Source organism: Gemmobacter denitrificans, from assembly GCF_036964905.1.
Lineage (GTDB): Bacteria > Pseudomonadota > Alphaproteobacteria > Rhodobacterales > Rhodobacteraceae > Gemmobacter > Gemmobacter denitrificans.
The window spans coordinates 323,486-338,611 of record NZ_JBALHR010000004.1 but is presented as its reverse complement, the minus strand read 5'-3'; the positions used below and the strand labels follow the sequence as shown (position 1 = coordinate 338,611).

Below are 15,126 nucleotides of genomic sequence, written 5' to 3'. Positions count from 1 at the left end.
TGTCGGTTACTGGCCCAGCTTGGTGTCAAGAAACCACTTCTTGTCCAGCGCGGCCAGGGTGCCATCGGCCTTCAGCGCAGCGATGGCAGCATTGATCGGCGCCACCAGATCAGAGCCTTTCGGGAAGATGAACCCGAAATCCTCGGTGCCCAGCTTGTCGCCCACGATCTTCAGCCCGCCTTCGGATGCGGCGACATAGCCCGCGCCGCTGGTGCCATCGGTCAGCACCAGATCGACATCGCCGGACCGCAGCGCCTCGACCCCGGCCCCGAAGGTTTCGAACATCTTGATGCGCGGATTGGCCTCGTTGCCATCCAGCACCTCATAGACCCCGACATAGAAAGGGGTGGTGCCCGGTTGAGCTGCCATCAGCAGATCGGGATTGGCCCCGAAAGATTTGGCATCGGTGAACCGGGTTTCATCGCCGCGCACCATCATCACCATTTCCGACCGCATATAGGCATCCGAGAAATCCACCTGTTCCTTGCGGTCGTCGCGGATGGTGATGCCGGTCATGCCCATGTCATACTGCCCGCCCGAAACGGCGGGGATCATGGCATCCCAGCTGGTGTTTTCATAGGTGACGGTGGCGTTCAGGCGCTTGGCGATTTCGGCCATCGCATCATATTCCCAGCCGACAGCCGCGCCGGAGGCATCGATGAACTGCAGCGGCGGATAGGCGTTTTCGGTCACCACCACGATTTCGCGGCCCTGCAGATCGGGCAGGGCTTCGGCCTGGGCAAAGGATGTGGTGGCCGCCAGCGCGAGGCCGGCAAGGGCGGCAGTCAGCTTCATCATGGGCTCCCCGTCTTGTTTGGCATCTTGTTTGTGGCGCCGACTATGCCGCCCTGACGGGCCAGAGGCAAGCTGCACCGGTGCTTTAGCCATGGCGACCGGCGCAAACCGGGCAATCCGGGCGGGGCTTCACGGTGATGGTCCGGGTTTCGGCATAAAGCGCGTCATGGATCATCAACCGCCCGCGCAGGCCGGGGCCCGCCCCGGTCAGATGTTTGATCGCCTCCATCGCCATGAGCGACCCAAGTATTCCGGGCAGGGCCGCCACAACCCCGGCTTCGGCGCAGGCGGGCACCATGCCGGGGGCCGGGCGTTCGGGAAAGACACATTCATAGCACGGGCCACCCGCAGCGGGGTGATAGAGCGAAATCTGCCCTTCCCATTGCGTCATGGCCGCCGAAATCAGCGGCTTGCGCTGTTCTACGCAGATGCGGTTCACCAGATAGCGGGTGTCGAAATTGTCCGTGCCATCCAGCACGAGATCCTGTTCGGCAATCAGAGCGGCGGCATTTTCGGCATCCAGCCTGCGCTGATAGGGCCGCACTTCGATGAACGGGTTCAGCGCGCGCAGGGCCACCGCCGCAGAATGGACCTTGGGCATCCCGATCCTGTCATCGGTGTGAATGATCTGGCGCTGCAGGTTCGATCCCTCCACCTGATCGGGGTCGATCACCGAAATCTGCCCCACCCCGGCAGCCGCCAGATAGAGCAGCGCCGGGCTGCCCAGGCCACCCGCTCCGATCACCAGAACCCGTGCCTGTTTCAGCCGCGCCTGCCCAGGCCCGCCAATGTCGCGCAGCAGGATATGGCGGGAATAGCGCTCCAGCTCGGCAGGGCGGAACATCGGGGCCTCGGTCTGCACGGGCGGTGCGGCCCGGTGGCGCAACGCGGCAATCGCGGCGCGATAGGCCAGCCCCAAGGCCACCACCACGCCCAGCGCGAGCCAGCCCCGCACATCCCCGCCCAGCGCCTGCCGCAAAGGCCCCTCGGGCAAGACCAGTAGGGACAGCACAACCAGCGCCCAGATCGCGGCGATCATGCCCAGCCGCAGCCGCATGGGCACCTGCATCGCCCAGCCGATGACCAGCACCACCCCAACTGCGCAGACCACCAGCAGCATCTTATTGCCCGGTCGAACCGAAACCGCCCAGACCCCGGGCAGTTTCGCGGCTGAATTGATCCACCACCGTGAAGGCGGGGCGCAGCACCGGCACAAAGATCATCTGCGCGATCCGCTCGCCCGGTTCGATCATGATCTCAGCCCCATCCGGGTTGCGGTTCCAGACTGAAATCTGCACCTCGGCCATGTAATCGGCATCGATCAACCCGACCGAATTGCCCATGACAAGCCCTTTCTTGTGACCAAGGCCCGACCGGGGCAAGATCATCGCGGCCATATGTGGATCGCCCATCAAGAGCGCCAGCCCCGACGGCACCAGCAAGGCAGGGGCCTGTGGGGCCACCGCAAGCGGGGCATCGATGCAGGCAAACAGGTCAACTGCCGCCGCCATGTCGGTCTGATGGCGCGGCAGGCCCCAGTCCAGCAGCCGCAGGTCCAGCACCCTGATTTCGACCTGCGGTGTCCATGATCCCAGCATCGCGCGCCCCCTTGACCTGCGCGCAAAGCTTAGCGTGTTGAACGGCAGGGGAAAGGGGGCTTGACCGGCGCGCGCGCCACGCCGACCTTGCGCAAAACCTGACGGAGATCTGCCTTGGCCCGCCGCCCGCCCCGCCTGCCCGCCCCGTTTCTGCGCCGCGTGGCCTTTCTGCCTGATGCAGGGATGGATCGGTCGACCTATCCCTTTACCCTGCCTTTCCTGCGCGATCCCGATTGGGAAATGACATTTGACCAGCCGGTCACCATCATCGTGGGGGAAAACGGCACCGGAAAATCGACCCTGATCGAAGGGCTGGCCGAGCTGGCCGGCTATGATCAAGCCGGAGGCGGCAAAGGCTACAGGCCGGTGCGGCATGACCGGGCCCTTGAAAACTCGGGTGCCGATCTGGCGTCGGTCTGGCGGGCCAGTTGGTTGCCCAAGGTAACCGATGGCTGGTTCTTCCGCGCCGAAAGCTTTTTTTCTGTCGCCCGCTATCTGGATGAGACGGCGCAGGACGGCGGCGGAGCCCCGCCCGACTTTCTGTCCCATTCGCATGGCGAGGGGTTCCTGCGGGTCTTTGCCGAACGCTGCAGCCGCCCGGGGCTGTACCTGATGGACGAACCCGAAAGCGCGCTGTCACCGCAGCGGCAGCTTGATCTGCTGGCGATCCTGGCCCGGGTGCAGCAAAGCGCCACGGCGCAGGTGATCCTTGCGACCCATTCGCCGATCCTGATGGCCCTGCCGGGCGCGCGCCTTCTGCAATTGACGCGCTTCGGGCTTGATCCGGTCGATCTGCGCCAGACCCGGCATTTCCTCACCCTTGCCGCCTTCTGCCGCGATCCCGAAGGCTTCGTGGCTGAAGCCTTGGCCGATCGCGCGCAAGACCCGGCAATGGATTGACCGCCGCGCCGAGCCCACCACCCTTGCGCAGATCAAGACCCGGGTGCTAGACGATGAAAAACACCTGCGGGGGGGACAGAACGCCGATGACGGCCTATCCGACAAGCTTCACCAAGGAAGATCTGCTGAAATGCGCGCGGGGCGAATTGTTCGGCCCCGGTAATGCGCAGCTTCCCGCCCCCCCGATGCTGATGATGGACCGCATCACCGAGATTTCGGGCGATGGCGGCCTGCATGGCAAGGGTCATGTCGTGGCCGAATTCGACATCACCCCCGATCTGTGGTTCTTCGACTGCCACTTCCCCGGCAATCCGATCATGCCCGGCTGTCTGGGTCTGGATGGGCTGTGGCAGCTGACCGGCTTCAACCTGGGCTGGCGCGGCTGGCCGGGGCGCGGCTATGCGCTGGGCGTGGGCGAGGTGAAGCTGACAGGCATGGTGCGGCCTGACCGCAAGATGCTGACCTACAAGGTCGATTTCACCAAGGCCATCCAGACCCGCCGCCTGACCATGGGTGTCGCCAATGGCATCGTCGAGGCGGACGGCGAGGTGATCTATCAGGTGACCGACATGAAAGTCGCGCTCAGCGAAAGCTGAGCGACGGAGCGATATCCATGAAAGCTGCGCGACTGACATTCCTGCTGGCTTGCACTTTGTCGGCACCCGCTGGCGCTGCGCCGGATGTATCGAAGACCTATTCCTATTCGGACCCGGTCTTCGCCGCGCAGGACGAAGCCTGCATTGCTGCAGCCCTGCGCGAGCTTGCCCAGGCCTTCGATGGGCTTCAACATATCTCCCTTGTGCGCAATGATGTGTTTGACATCCGCAATGGCTTTCTTGCTGTCTACCCCGGCGTGAAGTTCCGCGGCAAGCATGGCAAGGCCGAAGGCACGATGACCTGTGTTTTCGGTCGCAATGGCCGGTCGGTTACCGATGTCACCTTCACCTTTGAAGGGCGGGGGCTTGCCGGCTTTCTTTCTGCGACCGAGCGCATGGAAAAAAATCCGCGCAGGATCACAGTCACCTCCTACGGCTCCTCTGTCATAGACAATTGATGGCCCGGCCAGCGGGCATCGCTTCGGCGCTGCCCCCTTCCCGCTTGCCCCCCGCGCCACGCTGCCCTAAACAGGCCAGAGATTTTGAGGGAGGCCCCCATGCGTCGTGTCGTCATCACCGGGATCGGCATCGTATCCCCCATCGGCAACACTGCGGCCGAAGTCGATGCCGCGCTGCGGGCGGGAAAATCCGGCATCGTCTTTGCGCCCGAATATGCCGAACGCGGTTTCCGCAGCCAGGTGCATGGCCAGCCCAACATCGTGTTCGAAGACCATATCGACAAGCGCGACCTGCGCTTCATGGGCGATGGCGCGGCCTATAACTTCATCGCGATGCAGCAGGCGGTGGCCGATTCCGGCCTGACGCCAGCCGAGGTGTCGAACGAGCGCACCGGCATCATCGTGGGCTCCGGCGGGCCTTCGACCAAATCCTTCTTCAAGGCGCATAACATCGTGCGCGACAGCGGCAGCCCCAAGCGGATCGGGCCCTTCGGCGTGACCAAGGGCATGTCTTCGACCAACTCTGCCTGCCTTGCCACGCCCTTCAAGATCAAGGGCGTGAACTATTCGATCACCTCGGCCTGCTCCACCTCGGCCCATTGCATCGGCAATGGCACCGAGCTGATCCAGATGGGCAAGCAGGATGTGGTCTTTGCCGGCGGTGGCGAGGAACTCGACTGGACGCTGAGCTGCTTGTTCGACGCCATGGGCGCCATGTCGTCAAAATACAATGACGCGCCCGCCACGGCGAGCCGCGCCTTTGACGCCACGCGCGATGGCTTCGTGATCGCAGGCGGCGGCGGCGTGGTGGTGCTGGAAGAGCTGAACCACGCCCTCGCGCGCGGGGCCAAGATCTATGCCGAAGTGACCGGCTATGGGGCCACCTCGGATGGGCATGACATGGTCGCGCCCTCTGGCGAAGGCGGCGAGCGTTCCATGCGCCTCGCAGTTTCCACCCTGCCGGAAGGCCGCAAGATCAGCTATATCAACGCCCATGGCACCTCGACCCCCGCAGGCGACGTGACCGAGGTGAAGGCCATCCGCCGCGTCTTTGGCGAAGGCAACGTGCCGCCGATTTCCTCGACCAAATCGCTGACCGGCCACAGCCTTGGCGCCACCGGCGTGCATGAGGCGATCTATTCGCTGCTGATGCTGCAGGGCGATTACATCACCGCCTCGGCCAACGTCACCCAGCTCGACCCCGAGCTGAAGCCGGAAGAAATCGCCACCACCTACCGCGAGAATGTGGGCATGGATTCGGTTCTGTCCAACAGCTTCGGCTTTGGTGGCACCAACGCCACGCTGGTCATGAGCAAATATCGGGGCTGACGCCGCCCCGATTTTTCAACAAGTATCGGATTCAGGGGGAAAGCCATGGCCGGATTGATGGCAGGCAAGCGGGGCCTTATGATGGGCGTCGCAAATGAACGCTCGATTGCCTGGGGCATCGCCTCGGCGCTGGCGGCAGAAGGCGCGGAACTGGCCTTTTCCTATCAGGGTGAAGCCTTCGGCAAACGCGTCGAACCGCTCGCCGCCAGCGTGGGCAGCGATTTTCTGGTGGATGTCGATGTCACCAATGACGACAGCCTTGATGCCTGCTTCACCGCGCTGAAGGATCGTTGGGGCACGATGGATTTCCTCGTCCATGCCATCGCCTTTTCCGACAAGAACGAGCTGACCGGTCGTTTCATCAACACCACCCGTGGCAACTTCAAACATTCGCTGGATATCTCCTGCTTCTCCTTCATCGACGTGTCGCGGCGCGCCGCCGAGATGATGCCCAATGGCGGCAGCCTGATCACGCTGACCTTCCAGGGGTCGAACCGCGTGACGCCGAATTACAACGTGATGGGTGTGGCCAAGGCCGCGCTGGAAAGCGCCACGCGCTATCTGGCCAATGACCTTGGGCCGCAGGGCATCCGCGTGAACGCCATCTCGCCCGGCCCGATGAAAACTCTGGCAGGCGCAGCCATTGGCGGCGCCCGCGCCACCTATCGCCATACCGAAGCCAATGCGCCCCTGCGCAGCAATGCCACGCTGGAGGCCGTGGGCGGAACGGCCGTCTGGCTTTGCTCGGACTACGGTGCCTGCACGACCGGCGAGATTGTGCGGGTTGACGGCGGGTTCCACATTCTGGGCATGCCGCAAGCCGACAATCTTTGATTGTAAATTCAGCACGTTAAAGGGCCCGGCAGCAGCAATGTTGCGGGGCCTTTCGCATTTTGGCCTGTGCGCGCAACATTGCACTCGCAAGCAAACTTTCTGCGAAATTATGTTTCAAGACCGCAGATTCTTCTAAATGTGAAAGATTTGCGACAAGATTTCAGCAAATTCTTGCCAACACGTCCGCCAATTCGGGAAAAACCACCATGCGACCTGCGTCATAAGGCCCCACCCGCTGCGAGGGGCAGAGGGTGCGAACGGGGGCCAAACCCCCGTCCATGTAACAAGGGAGTCATGTGATGTCTGACACGATCATCGTGGCCTATGACGGCTCTGCCGCAGGCCGCAGGGCGGTCGATTTTGCCGCCGCTCTGGTGCGGGGGGCGGAAGGCAGTCTGGTGCTGCTGCATGTTCTGGAATGGTCGCCCTATTCCTTCCTGACCCCGGACGAGGTTGAGGAACGCCATGCCCGCCGCAAGGTGGAACTGGCCCGCGCAGAAAGCGCCATCGTCGCCCCCGTCAAGGCCGAGCTGGAGGCAGCGGGGCTGAAGGTCGATGCCCTGATCCGCTATGGCAATGTGACCGACACCATCTGCGAAGTGGCACAGGAAACTGGCGCGCGCCAGATCGTGATCGGCCGCACCGGGCAGGCCGGCGTCATGTCACGCCTGTTCGGATCCGTCGCGGGCGCACTGGCCCAGGTGGCCCCGGTGCCCTGCACCATCGTTCCGTGATGCCAGAGGAGAACCCGATGCAAACCTACACCCCACGTTCGGCCTCTGCCTGCCGTCTTGCGGCTGGTGCAGCCGCCACGCTGTTCAGCGCCCTGCCCGCCCGGGCCAGCACGCTGGACGAAACGATCAACACCGTCTTTGCCTCCACGACCGGCTGGTTCGTCAACTTCATCTTCGCCCCGCTGCCCGGCACCAGCTTTCCCTGGATCGTGCTGTGGCTGGTGGTCGGCGCCGTCGTCATGACGCTTTACTTCGGCTTCATCCAGTTCCGGGTGATCCGCCATTCCCTGCAGCTTGTGCGGGGCGATTATTCCGACCCCAAGGATGCGGGCGAGGTCAGCCACTTTCAGGCCCTGGCCACGGCGCTGTCGGGCACGGTGGGGCTGGGCAATATCGCCGGTGTGGCGGTGGCCGTGTCGATCGGCGGCCCGGGTGCAACCTTCTGGATGATCCTTGCCGGTCTTCTGGGCATGGCGTCCAAATTCACCGAATGCACATTGGGCGTGAAATACCGCAATGAATACCCCGATGGCACCGTGTCGGGCGGTCCGATGTACTACATCACCAAGGGGTTTGCCGAACGCGGTATCCCGGGCGGCAAGGCGCTGGCGGTCCTGTTTGCCATTTTCTGCGTGCTTGGATCGCTGGGCGGCGGGAACATGTTCCAGGCCAATCAGGCGCATCAGCAGATTGCCGGCGTGTTTGGTGATTTCCCCGGCTGGATCACCGGCATCGTCTTTGCCGTGATCGTGTTTGCGGTGATCGTCGGCGGGTTGAAGTCGATTGCGCGCGTCACCGACAAGATCGTGCCCTTCATGGGGGTGCTGTATTGTGGCACTGCCCTGATCATCGTGCTGATGAACTATGACAAGATCGGCTGGGCCTTCGGCCAGATCTTTGCCGGGGCCTTCACCGGGCTTGGCGTGGCGGGCGGCATGGTCGGCGCGCTGATCCAGGGGTTCAAACGGGCGGCCTTTTCGAACGAGGCCGGTGTCGGTTCGGCGGCCATCGCCCATTCGGCGGTGCGCACCAAGGAACCGATCACCGAAGGTTTCGTGTCGCTGCTGGAACCCTTCATCGACACCGTGGTGATCTGCACCATGACCGCGCTGGTCATCGTCATCACCCAACAGTTGATGATCGATCCGGCAACCGGGCTGTATATCGTGCAAGAGGGCCGCATCGCCACCGTGGGCGGAACCTCGGGCGTGGGTCTGACTTCGGCGGCCTTCGGGTCGGCAGTCAGCTGGTTCCCCTATGTTCTGGCGGTGGCGGTGATCCTGTTCGCCTTCTCCACCATGATCTCCTGGAGCTATTACGGGCTGAAAGCCTGGACCTATCTCTTTGGCGAGGGCAAGGGGCAGGAACTGTCGTTCAAGCTGCTGTTCTGCCTGTTTGTGGTGATCGGTGCAGCGGCAAATCTGGGGCCGGTGATCGATTTCTCGGATGCCGCGATCTTTGCGATGGCAGTGGTGAACATCATCGGATTGTACATGCTGCTGCCGATCGTCAAACGCGAGCTTGACAGCTATCTGTCGCGTCTGCGGTCGGGCGAAATCCGCAAGTTCCGCTGATTGATCTGCACTGGTAACACCAGACGATCGGGCCGGGCAGGCAACTGCCCGGCCCTATTTCGCCATTGGGCTGCCTAAACCTGCGATCTAGGCAGCCCTTGCAGGCTTCACCCAAAGGGGGAAAGCCGCACACCCCCCCCAGAAAGGACGCGAAGGTAGGGATTTGCCTACATTGACCCGTCAGCGGGCTTGTCATCACTCTGGCGCGATCCAGAAGGAGCCTGCCTATGCGTATTATCCGTGAAACCGTCTCGTCCGATATCAGCGGCTTTGACGACATTTACACCCCAATCACTGACCTGACCTCGATCCCCGGCGCAAAGATCGGCGAGATCGCCGTGGGCGGCAAGGTCGATGCCTTTGCCCATGTCAGCACGACCAATACGTTCGACCATGACACGTTCCGCACCGCCCTTGTCGCCGGTGAAAAGTATCGGCTGGTGTTCCGCCCGGATGATCCGACCAAGTTTCAGGGGAATGTCATTCTGTGGCAGCAAGACAGTTCAGGGCGCGATTCCGCCCTGGAGATGAACCTGATCGGCGCGCCGAACACCTATATCGAAGGTGCCCTCTATTCAGAGGTTTTTTCGGTGGCAGCCAGTGGCACCCATTGGCTCAACTTTCAGGTCGGCGTCAGCCCCGCCATCTTCTTCATGCCCGGCTTTTCCCTGTCCCAGATGGGCTATGAACTGACGCTGGAACGGATCGGGCCGAAGATCACCGAGGGCACCACCGGCGATGACCAGCTGACCGGCATTGCCAAGGCTGACCGGATGTATGGGCTTGAAGGCAACGATGTCCTGCTTGGCCGGGGCGGGAATGACCGGTTGAGCGGTGGCAGCGGCAATGACCTGCTGGATGGAAACACCGGGCGCGATACCCTGCTGGGCGGCAGCGGCAGCGATACGCTGGATGGCGGCACCGGCAAGGATGTGCTGGCCGGGTCGATCGGGGCCGATACCTTCCGCTTCACCGCCGCACCGGTGGCCGCCAATGCCGACCGGATCAGCGATTTCAACGGCAAGGTGGATCGGATCGCGCTGGACAATGCCGTGTTCACTGACATTGGCGGCAATGGTGCGCTGGACGCCGACGCCTTCACGCTGGGCACTACGGCCACCACGACGGCCCATCGGGTGATCTATCACCGCGACAGCGGGCAGCTGTTCTACGATGCCGATGGCCAGGGCGGTGCCGCCGCAGTGCTGATTGCCACGCTGGACGGGGGCACGGCAGTCAATGCAGGGGATTTCCTGATCCTGTAACAGCGCGCCAGTTGCGCCCAAATCACGAAAGCCGCCCTTCGGGGTGGCTTTTTCGTCGCTTCTCAGCTATCCGCTGGTGAAGTCTGGAGCGGGTAGCGGGAATCGAACCCGCCCCATCAGCTTGGAAGGCTGAGGCGCTACCACTACACCATACCCGCCGCTCTGCGCACCGTCTTAGCGGGCTGGCGGGCCGGGTGCAAGAGGGCGAAAGCGGTGGGACATCGGACCTTGGTCCGGTGACAGGGCCGGACTTTCGGACCAATCTGCCAAGGCAGTGGTCGGACCCTGCGGGGCAGAGGTCGGGCGGCAATGGCGATGCAGGGTGCCAGCGGGCAGGCTGATCCCATCCCCGCCATCCCGGCCGGGAAGAAAAGGAACCAGAGCCATGACCCAGACGAACCTTGCGCGCCGCCTGCCCGCCCTTGTCGCGGCTGCTGCGCTCTTTGCCACGCTGCCCTATACCGCCCGGATTGATCCGCAGACCGGGGTCTTTGCGATCAGCGATGCCGTGGCCCATGCCAAGCGCGGCCGGGGTGCCGATGATGGCGCAGACCACGATGCAGAGCATGATGCTGATGATGACAAGGGCGGCCTGCGCCCCCATGGTGACGACGATGATGACCGTGGCAAGGGGCGCAAGGGGAAAGGTAAGGGTAAGGGCAAGGGGAAAGGCAAGGGCGGCATCACCCCGACGCCCGATCCGGTCCCTTCGGGCCCGGTCACACCGGTAAAGATCGAACATTCGGCCGACGGGATCGAGGTGCGTTATTCCGACGGCACCAAGGAAGAGATCGAGAATGGACGGTATGAGCGCAAGAACAGCGCCGGCCGTACGGTCGAGGAACGCCCCGCCACCCAGGCCGATATTGACCGGCTGTCCGCGCTGCGCTCCTGATACCGCGGGGGGCGCCGCAAGGGCGCCCCCATCCTGAAAGGCCAGATCCAATGCGCCGCCGCTTTGCCCTTCTGCCGCTGATCGCCCTCTTGTCCTGGGGAGTGGCAGAGCTTGCCCTGTCAGATGTGCTGGGCTGGGGCATGGCCGAAGCGCGCCGCGGCGGTTCGGATGATGGCGGTTCCGATGACGGGGGCGGCGATGATCGTGGCAACGATGACGGCTCCGACAGTGACAAGGACCGCGACGCCGATGATGATCGTGACGATGACAGCGGCGGAAAAGGGCGCGGCAGGGGGCGCGGGCGCGGCGGTGCAGATTCCAAGGACGATCCGGCATCGGCAGGGACACCACTGGGCTCGGGGAAGGAGTTTCGCACCAAACTGCGCCGGACCCTGGGTGGTGAACAAACCCGTCGGCTTCTGAAGGATGGCAGCGAGGAACGCCTGATCGGCGGGCGGTATCAGCATCTGGACCGGGGGGGCCGGCTGATCGAAGACCGCGCGGCCACCGCCGCCGACCGCCGCCGTCTGGGCCAGCTTGACCGTGGCGCCGTGGCCGCGCTGATCGAAGTCAGGGGCGATGGTGTCATGGTCACCGATCCTGGCGGCTGGCGCGAGGAATTGCGCGCAGGCCGCTACCGTCTGACCGATCCGCGCGGCAATCTGGTGGTGGATCGCGTGGCAGGCAGCGCCGATCTGGAACGCATCCGGCAAAGCCTGACAGGGCAACGCTGAATGCCGCCACGACGCGCCAGACTACCGCCTAAGATGTTCGCGCGCCAGCACTGCCGCTTCGACCCGGTTGCGCAGATGCAGCTTCTGCAGGATCGAGGTCATGTAGTGTTTCACCGTCTTTTCCTGCAGGTCGAGCGTCAGGCCGATTTCCTTGTTGCTCTTGCCTTCGGCCACCAGCCGGAGGATGTCTTCTTCGCGCTTTGACAATTCATCCAGCGGATTGGCCGCGCGCTGCTTTGTCCCGCCGCGCAGCGTCGCCAGCAGCCGCCCGGCCAATGCGGGCGATACATAGGTCTGCCCCCGCGCCAGATCCTTGACCAGCGCTGCCAGTTCGCGCCCGCCCACCCCTTTCAGCACATAGCCGAGCGCCCCGGCCTTCAGCGCCTGCATCACCACGTCATCTTCTTCTGACGCGGTCAACATCGCCACTTTCGGCGGTTTATCCCATTCCATCACCGCGCGCAGGGCCGCAAGACCACCGCCACCCGGCATCGACACATCGAGCAGAAGCAGATCGGGCTTCATCCGTTCGGCCAGTTCCACCGCGCCCGGCGCATCCTGCGCCTGCCCCACGACAAGGATCCCTGCATCCTCGGACAGGCTGCGCGCCACGCCTTCGCGATACAGCGGGTGGTCATCAGCGATCACGACGCGGATCTGTTCGGTCATTTGTTCTGCCCCAGTTGCAATTCCATGCTGAGTTCCGTGCCGCCCCCGTTACGGGCGCGGATGTCAAACAGGCCGCCAAGCGCCTCGACCCGGTCCCGCAGCCCGGCCAGACCCAACCCGCCATCGGCACTTCCCGAAATCTGCATGCCGGGGCCGGGACCACGGTCGGTCACACTCAGCACCAGGCGGTCCCCCACCCGGCCCAGCCAGACCGCCTGTTCGCGGCCTTCTGCATGGCGCCACGCATTGGTCAACCCTTCCTGCACGAACCGGTACAGGCAGGTTTTGACCGCGGCATCCAGGGGCGGCAAGTCATCGGCAAGGCAAGTCACCTCGACATCGGTCCCGCTGCGGGCCCGATGGGTTTCCGCAAGATCGGCGATAAAGGCGCAGGGGCAGCGTTCGGCGATGTCGGGCAACGCCACCCCGCGCGAGATGGACCGGATCTCGCGGATTGCATCCTTGACCGCGCGTTCCATCTCGGCCAGCAGCAGGGCACCATCGGATGCCAGATGCGGCGCAAGGCTGTCCATCCGCAAGGCCGCAAAGGCCAGTTGCTGCGCCGGTCCGTCATGCAGATCGGCACCGACCTGACGCAGCACCTGATCATGCAGGGCCGAGATGCGACCGGCCGCGCCCTGCACCCGCAGACGAAGCGCAGTGTTGTGGGCCGACAGTTCGGCCAGTTCGGCCACCTGCTGCTGCAATTCGGCGGCCTGTGCCACAATCAGCCGGCTTCCCCGCGCCACGATCCCCCACAGCACAAGCCCGATGGCTGCGAAAACCGCGGCAACTGCGCCCCAGCTGCGCCGCCGTGCCTGCGTGAGATCGGCCACAAGGGCATCGGCACGTTCATAGAATTCCACCACGCCGATCACCCGGCCCGACCAGACTTCACGGATCGGGCTGTAGATTTCCAGAAGCGGCACGCCAAGCGCGGCCTCACCGGCGTTTTCCTGTTCCGTCAGATCGGCCAGACTGGCCGAAACCTCGCCGGCCCATGCCGCCCGCAATTCCGGCCCCACCGGAAACTGCCGCCCCAGCAGCGCATGGTCGGACGCATCAATGATCCGGCCCTGTTCCTTCCAGATCTTGTAGGACACCACCCTTGCGCCCAACGATGTGGATGTGAACACCTCGTCCAATGCCCGATGGGCCAGGGGCGACAGCTCGTCACTATCCGCCAGATCCTGACTGAGCGGCGAGATGAAGCTTTCCATGTAGAGTGCGGTTGCATTGGCCCAGTTGCGGATCACCGTTTCGCTGATCCGGGCCGCGACCCATTGGCCCACCACCAGCATGGCCACCAGCATGACGATACCCCCCGCCACCGCGAATTGCGTGGCAAGGGCTGCGTTGCGCCATCTGGAAATCAGCCTGTTCATCCCCCTGTTCTAGCCGCAGCTGACGGGGGCGCAAACGGGCTTAGGTCTGATTCACTTGAGTTTGGCTTCCAGCGCCGCGATCCGCGCCTCAAGCGCGGCGTTTTCCTCGCGGGCCTTCTGGGCCATCGCGCGGACGGCATCGAATTCCTCGCGGCTGACGAAATCGCGATCCGCCATCCAGCGATCCATCAGGCTTTTCACGGCCGTCTCTGCCTCGGTCCGGGCGCCCTGAGCCACGCCCATGGCATTGGTCATCAGCTGCGAGATGTCGTCGAGGAACTTGCTGCGCGTCTGCATCGGGAACTCCTGTGCGATGGGCTGTATATGCGGGCGCGGCGGGCTGCTTGCAAGCCCTGCCGGACCTGTGCCGCCGGTTGACATTGCCGCAGGGCCGCCCGACAAGCGGCATGAGGCCCGGCACGCCGGGGACCGGAGGCGCGCATGACCTATATCCCCTTTCCCGACATCTCGCCCGATCTGATCTCGGTCGATCTGTTCGGCATCACCTTTGCACTGCGCTGGTATGCGCTGGCCTATATTGCCGGGCTGCTGATCGGCTGGCGTCTGGTTTTGCGCGCGGCCGGTCTGGCAGTGTGGCAAGGGAAGCCGCCGATCACCGCCGAACAACTTGACCGGCTGCTGACATGGATCATCATGGGCGTGGTGATTGGCGGGCGGCTGGGCTTTGTGATCTTTTACCAGCCAAGGTATTTTCTGGCCAATCCGACAGAGATTCCGCAGGTCTGGCAAGGCGGCATGTCCTTTCACGGCGGGTTTCTGGGCGTCGTCGCGGCGGGGTGGATCTTTGCCGGGCGCGAAGGGATCGCGCGCGCCACGCTGGCCGATCTGCTCGCATTGGCCACGCCGCCGGGCCTTTTGCTGGGCCGCATCGCCAATTTCATCAATGCCGAATTGTGGGGCCGCCCCACCACCATGCCCTGGGGCGTAGCCTTCCCGGGCGAGGCCGCGCAGGCCTGCGCCACGCTGGAAGGCCCCTGTGTGCGCCATCCCAGCCAGTTGTACGAAGCCGGGCTGGAGGGTTTGCTCCTGGGGGCTGCCCTGCTCTGGCTGGCCTTCGGCACCCGAGCCTTCCGCCGACCGGGCCTGATGGCCGGGGTATTTCTGGCGGGCTATGGCACGGCGCGGTTCCTTGTAGAGTTCTTCCGCCAGCCCGATGCACAATTCGTGACGACGGACAATCCGCTTGGGCTCTATCTGCATATTGGCGGGTGGGGCCTGACGGCAGGGCAGCTTCTGTCGCTGCCCATGGTGCTGGCGGGGCTTTGGCTGGTGACAAGGGCGCGCCGTGTCTACCCCGCTTGAGCCGCTGATCCGCCGCCGTATCGCCCTGACCGGGCCG

17 protein-coding genes and 1 tRNA gene are annotated in these 15,126 nt (G+C 63.9%); 11 read left to right on the top strand and 7 right to left on the bottom strand.

Annotated elements, in window-relative coordinates:
- Nucleotides 1-6 precede the first annotated feature (6 nt).
- From V6590_RS09765 to dut, 3 genes are all read right to left on the bottom strand, one after another.
- Nucleotides 7-795 carry a transporter substrate-binding domain-containing protein gene (locus V6590_RS09765; RefSeq protein ID WP_335422521.1) on the bottom strand — a complete coding sequence of 263 codons (789 nt, stop codon included), beginning with the start codon at nucleotides 793-795 and terminating at the stop codon, nucleotides 7-9.
- 85 nt (nucleotides 796-880) lie between these two features.
- Nucleotides 881-1,915 (bottom strand): HesA/MoeB/ThiF family protein, encoded by a 1,035-nt coding sequence (locus tag V6590_RS09760; RefSeq protein WP_335422376.1) that lies wholly within the window; start codon nucleotides 1,913-1,915, stop codon nucleotides 881-883.
- A 1-nt stretch (nucleotide 1,916) separates the two neighbouring features.
- A complete protein-coding gene (gene dut / locus V6590_RS09755) occupies nucleotides 1,917-2,393 on the bottom strand; it encodes a dUTP diphosphatase (protein WP_335422374.1) in 477 nt (158 codons plus the stop codon).
- A gap of 114 nt (nucleotides 2,394-2,507) precedes the next feature.
- On the opposite strand from dut, the gene V6590_RS09750 reads away from it, so the two are divergent.
- The 8 genes from V6590_RS09750 to V6590_RS09715 all read left to right on the top strand — a co-directional run bounded on the left by V6590_RS09750 (nucleotide 2,508) and on the right by V6590_RS09715 (nucleotide 10,083).
- The gene (locus tag V6590_RS09750) at nucleotides 2,508-3,293 is read left to right on the top strand and encodes an AAA family ATPase (RefSeq protein ID WP_335422372.1); all 786 of its coding nucleotides are present in this window, start codon (nucleotides 2,508-2,510) and stop codon (nucleotides 3,291-3,293) included.
- Between the two features lie 86 nt (nucleotides 3,294-3,379).
- Complete coding sequence (gene fabA, locus V6590_RS09745; RefSeq protein ID WP_335422371.1) at nucleotides 3,380-3,889, top strand: bifunctional 3-hydroxydecanoyl-ACP dehydratase/trans-2-decenoyl-ACP isomerase; 510 nt, start codon at nucleotides 3,380-3,382, stop codon at nucleotides 3,887-3,889.
- Nucleotides 3,890-3,906: 17 nt separating this feature from the next.
- Complete coding sequence (locus V6590_RS09740) at nucleotides 3,907-4,347, top strand: hypothetical protein (RefSeq protein ID WP_335422368.1); 441 nt, start codon at nucleotides 3,907-3,909, stop codon at nucleotides 4,345-4,347.
- A gap of 99 nt (nucleotides 4,348-4,446) precedes the next feature.
- Nucleotides 4,447-5,676 carry a beta-ketoacyl-ACP synthase I gene (fabB, locus tag V6590_RS09735; RefSeq protein WP_335422367.1) on the top strand — a complete coding sequence of 410 codons (1,230 nt, stop codon included), beginning with the start codon at nucleotides 4,447-4,449 and terminating at the stop codon, nucleotides 5,674-5,676.
- Between the two features lie 45 nt (nucleotides 5,677-5,721).
- A complete protein-coding gene (locus tag V6590_RS09730) occupies nucleotides 5,722-6,510 on the top strand; it encodes an enoyl-ACP reductase FabI (protein WP_335422363.1) in 789 nt (262 codons plus the stop codon).
- Between the two features lie 299 nt (nucleotides 6,511-6,809).
- Complete coding sequence (locus V6590_RS09725) at nucleotides 6,810-7,244, top strand: universal stress protein (RefSeq protein ID WP_335422361.1); 435 nt, start codon at nucleotides 6,810-6,812, stop codon at nucleotides 7,242-7,244.
- Nucleotides 7,245-7,261: 17 nt separating this feature from the next.
- Complete coding sequence (locus V6590_RS09720) at nucleotides 7,262-8,818, top strand: alanine/glycine:cation symporter family protein (protein ID WP_335422358.1); 1,557 nt, start codon at nucleotides 7,262-7,264, stop codon at nucleotides 8,816-8,818.
- Nucleotides 8,819-9,045: 227 nt separating this feature from the next.
- Nucleotides 9,046-10,083 carry a calcium-binding protein gene (locus V6590_RS09715; RefSeq protein ID WP_335422356.1) on the top strand — a complete coding sequence of 346 codons (1,038 nt, stop codon included), beginning with the start codon at nucleotides 9,046-9,048 and terminating at the stop codon, nucleotides 10,081-10,083.
- An 84-nt stretch (nucleotides 10,084-10,167) separates the two neighbouring features.
- Here V6590_RS09715 and V6590_RS09710 read toward each other — a convergent pair.
- Nucleotides 10,168-10,241, bottom strand: a tRNA-Gly gene (locus V6590_RS09710).
- A 227-nt stretch (nucleotides 10,242-10,468) separates the two neighbouring features.
- On the opposite strand from V6590_RS09710, the gene V6590_RS09705 reads away from it, so the two are divergent.
- Together V6590_RS09705 and V6590_RS09700 are read left to right on the top strand one after the other, a co-directional pair.
- Nucleotides 10,469-10,978, top strand: a complete 510-nt coding sequence (locus tag V6590_RS09705; RefSeq protein WP_335422354.1) for a hypothetical protein — start codon at nucleotides 10,469-10,471, stop codon at nucleotides 10,976-10,978.
- A 50-nt stretch (nucleotides 10,979-11,028) separates the two neighbouring features.
- The gene (locus tag V6590_RS09700) at nucleotides 11,029-11,712 is read left to right on the top strand and encodes a hypothetical protein (RefSeq protein WP_335422352.1); all 684 of its coding nucleotides are present in this window, start codon (nucleotides 11,029-11,031) and stop codon (nucleotides 11,710-11,712) included.
- A gap of 21 nt (nucleotides 11,713-11,733) precedes the next feature.
- On the opposite strand, the gene V6590_RS09695 is transcribed toward V6590_RS09700, so the two are convergent.
- Genes V6590_RS09695 through V6590_RS09685 form a run of 3 tightly spaced genes read right to left on the bottom strand, consistent with a single transcriptional unit; the run spans nucleotide 11,734 to nucleotide 14,063 of the window.
- Nucleotides 11,734-12,381, bottom strand: a complete 648-nt coding sequence (locus V6590_RS09695; RefSeq protein ID WP_335422350.1) for a response regulator — start codon at nucleotides 12,379-12,381, stop codon at nucleotides 11,734-11,736.
- Complete coding sequence (locus tag V6590_RS09690; protein WP_335422348.1) at nucleotides 12,378-13,766, bottom strand: sensor histidine kinase; 1,389 nt, start codon at nucleotides 13,764-13,766, stop codon at nucleotides 12,378-12,380. Before V6590_RS09690 ends, V6590_RS09695 begins: the two co-directional genes overlap by 4 nt.
- Nucleotides 13,767-13,817: 51 nt before the next feature.
- On the bottom strand, nucleotides 13,818-14,063 hold the full coding sequence (locus tag V6590_RS09685; RefSeq protein ID WP_335422346.1) for an accessory factor UbiK family protein: 246 nt from the start codon (nucleotides 14,061-14,063) through the stop codon (nucleotides 13,818-13,820).
- Nucleotides 14,064-14,207: 144 nt separating this feature from the next.
- Here V6590_RS09685 and lgt point away from each other — a divergent pair, with 144 nt between their 5' ends.
- Nucleotides 14,208-15,089 (top strand): prolipoprotein diacylglyceryl transferase, encoded by an 882-nt coding sequence (lgt, locus tag V6590_RS09680; RefSeq protein WP_335422344.1) that lies wholly within the window; start codon nucleotides 14,208-14,210, stop codon nucleotides 15,087-15,089.
- Nucleotides 15,090-15,126 lie beyond the last annotated feature (37 nt).